At 28.6% G+C, this 3,097-nt stretch carries 4 protein-coding genes; all 4 read right to left on the bottom strand.

Going from position 1 to position 3,097, the window contains the following annotated elements; genetic code table 11:
* Positions 1 to 715, bottom strand: a 715-nt coding sequence (locus ACJAX4_RS23130) for a hypothetical protein (protein WP_435791795.1), incomplete at its 3' end; no start/stop codon positions are given.
* Between the two features lie 2 nt (positions 716 to 717).
* Positions 718 to 1,281, bottom strand: coding sequence for a hypothetical protein (locus tag ACJAX4_RS23125; RefSeq protein ID WP_435791794.1), 564 nt, complete (start codon positions 1,279 to 1,281; stop codon positions 718 to 720).
* Positions 1,257 to 1,811, bottom strand: a complete 555-nt coding sequence (locus ACJAX4_RS23120; RefSeq protein ID WP_435791793.1) for a class I SAM-dependent methyltransferase — start codon at positions 1,809 to 1,811, stop codon at positions 1,257 to 1,259. Before ACJAX4_RS23120 ends, ACJAX4_RS23125 begins: the two co-directional genes overlap by 25 nt.
* Positions 1,812 to 2,784: 973 nt before the next feature.
* The coding region (locus tag ACJAX4_RS23115) for a hypothetical protein (RefSeq protein ID WP_435791792.1) at positions 2,785 to 3,097 on the bottom strand (313 nt) is incomplete at its 5' end.

The following is a 3,097-nucleotide window of genomic DNA, read 5'->3' as shown; positions in this document are numbered from 1 at the left end:
GTTCAATCTCAATTATTTTTGCTGAAACTTCATTTCTCTTTTTTTTATCTAATATACTACCTAGAGTTTCCCTTTCTAGTTTCAAATCTTCTAATTCTTTATTTTTCTGAGCTTCAAGCTTATTTAAATCGCCTTGTTGTTGCATAAACTTAACCTCTAATACAGTTTGTAGAAATGCTATAGTTTTAGTTTGTACAGTCATTACTTTTGCATATTCTAATTTGATATCTTCCATTTCTTTTTTTATTTCATCAAGGTTAATGACAGTTTTTTGACTATAAAAATATGCTTTCAAATTATTAATTAAGTTTTCTTTTATAATCAAACTATTTTTACCATTAGCAATAATTTCAAACTTAAGGGCAGCACTCATTAATACTTTCTCGCTTGGGTATTTATTAACTTTCAAAACACTTATCTTATTTTTTACTATGCCAGTATAATCCTTAGGATCATCTTTAAGTATCAGGTACTTCATGGCAGTATCAGTTAAATATACATATTTATAATTATTATTAAGTGTTCCGGTTTTTATAAGGCTAAGCTCTTCCATGTTCTTAGCTATAGTTTCTCCTTTTTCAAATAACCTTTTAAATTGATCTAAAAAACAGTAATTGCCAGCATTTTTAAGGAGTAATAAATATTTTTCATATTTAAACTTTGCTTGTACGAAACTGTCTAGGCTTATAATATCGTCTCTTACCTCAGCTTTCATTTTTACACACACTCCATTCGGCTGCACCCTAAGTATTGAGTTGCGATTTCTTGTTTTAATTCTATTATGGAACTTGTATAACTTAGTCCAACCGATTCTATTGCAATAATTTCATCGTTTACTTGAACGGTTGCATCAGTACATGTTTTTAAACCACCGTTTTCTTTTAATAAAGGATTTTTTTCATATATATCTTGTATTAGTTCTCCCTCATGTCTCCAAGTTTCCTGGACACTCTCTGGTAAATTGTAATAAGCCTCAGTTAATTTTAAATCATGATTAAGGTGATTAGTTTGAGCTACGCAAAACGATTTTGTTCCTATTTCTTGCCTGCACCACTCCTTGCCACCCTTATCTAATTGTATAATAAGTGTATTTTGACCTCTTACGATATGCCTTGTAGTCTTAATATAACCAGATGTTTCAAGCTTTCCTAGCCTTTCCATACTTAAAGTACAATATTTCTTTGCTTGCTGCGCATTAGATAATCCGGTTTTTGATAATTGCTTTAGAATATTTGTATCTCTACTTGTAAGTACTTTTACTTTAGTGCTTTTTCGGGGCATATTGGTTTCCTCCTTACTAAAATTTTTTCATAATAAACCTTTTTATCTAAAATCTCTATATCGTTTCTATTTTCAAAAAAGCGTACTATATCTTTAAAGTCATAATCCATCACATCAGTTGTTTTAGCCTTATCTGGGTGTTTAAAGGTTTCTATGATAAGAAACCCCTTAGATACTCTTAGAAGCTCTTCAAGAACGAAATTTAAGCGTTTTGGAGATATAAACATAAGAACATAGTTGCAAATAACAACATCAAATGTTTCGCCAGGATAAGGAAGCCCATTTTCTATATCTTTTTTACAAAAGTTAGCTTTGAAATTTTTATGAGGTAGTGGCTCTGGAATATTTTTATCGATTCCCCATAAGTCTTTAAATCCGACTTCATAAAATAATTTTAAGTTTCTAAAATGCCCGGTTCCAACATCAAGAATTTTATCTTTAATATTCAATTCATTAAAGTATCTTTTAAGAAATAATAAATTATAATTGGAGTAATGATTTCTTAGGTGATTATTTATATTTTTAGCCATTATTAACCTTCTTCTTTAATTTGAATTTTAGCCTTAGCACTCGGGGATAAGTGAGTTATTTTCAGACTAAATTTATTTAGCTTGCTTTTCAGTATGAAAAGTCTTAAAATGGTAATGGGAGTGCGTAGCCGACCTATTACATCTCTTAAACCCGAGTGGCTAACGACGTGACAGTATGTCGCGAAGTATATGTTGTTGATATTACTATGTTTTATCTATTAATTGTACATGTAAATTTAATAGTCTTGTATTAATATTTTTAATTGAATTATGCTTACATACATAATTATATACTATAAATCCATAAAATGCTATGTTTATATATATTTAAGATCAATAAAAGCACCAGGGTGTTAATGCCCTGGTGCTTTTATTGATCCGAGATAATTAATGTCTGTTTTCATGACTTTTATGTTTCGTATCAACAACAATTCAGCACAAAATAGGAAGAAATAATTGACTAAATAAATACAATAGAATGGTCTGAGATCATTCTACATAGTGTAATACAATATACATTAGTATCGTTATATATTATCAAAGCCAGTCATACGTTTAAAAACAAGCCCCATGGTGGAAGTAATAAACTGCACCATGTTAAGTAGACAGTGGAAATAATAAAATTTACTTAAACGGCTAACTATTTCTCTCAAAAATAATAATAAAGTAAGTATGTCTTTAATTAATTATTAAACCCTAATGTCAAAATTTAAGTTTACCTAAAATCCGCCACCGCTAATAGCGGTTAGTTCAAATACAACTTCGAAGCAATTCCTTGATTTCTTTAGTAATTCTTGAACTTGTTTATAACGGAGTTTACGAAAGATGCAAATCATTTGAATAACATATCATTGATATAATAATTATCAATGATAATAAATCATAAATTATAGTATCAATCAACGAGTTTACTTTAGCGGTTCAAAATCAATTTTATAATAGTAAATCACACAAATATTATCAACTTAATTATTTAAAATTTATCATCGTTATTTATACTGCCACTTTCCACATTTCTTTTTTCTATTAATTGGTTATATTTTTCATTATTCTTACCCCATCTAAGAGAAAATAATAACCCAAACATAACACCCTCTGACAGAGCAACAAACAATGTTTGGTTTTGTTCACATCCATACATGCTAATTTTGTTCAATAAAAAAATTATGCCTATTATAACCATTATAGCAGTTGATATTATAATATTTTTAAGGATATACATTAACATTCCTTTTTCTTGTGATCTTTTCCAAGATTTAATGAAATTTTCATGGTCTACATAAAAT

The sequence above is a fragment of the Clostridium sp. genome (assembly GCF_051278035.1).
Lineage (GTDB): Bacteria > Bacillota > Clostridia > Clostridiales > Clostridiaceae > Clostridium_AD.
This window is presented reverse-complemented; position numbering and strand designations above follow the sequence as displayed.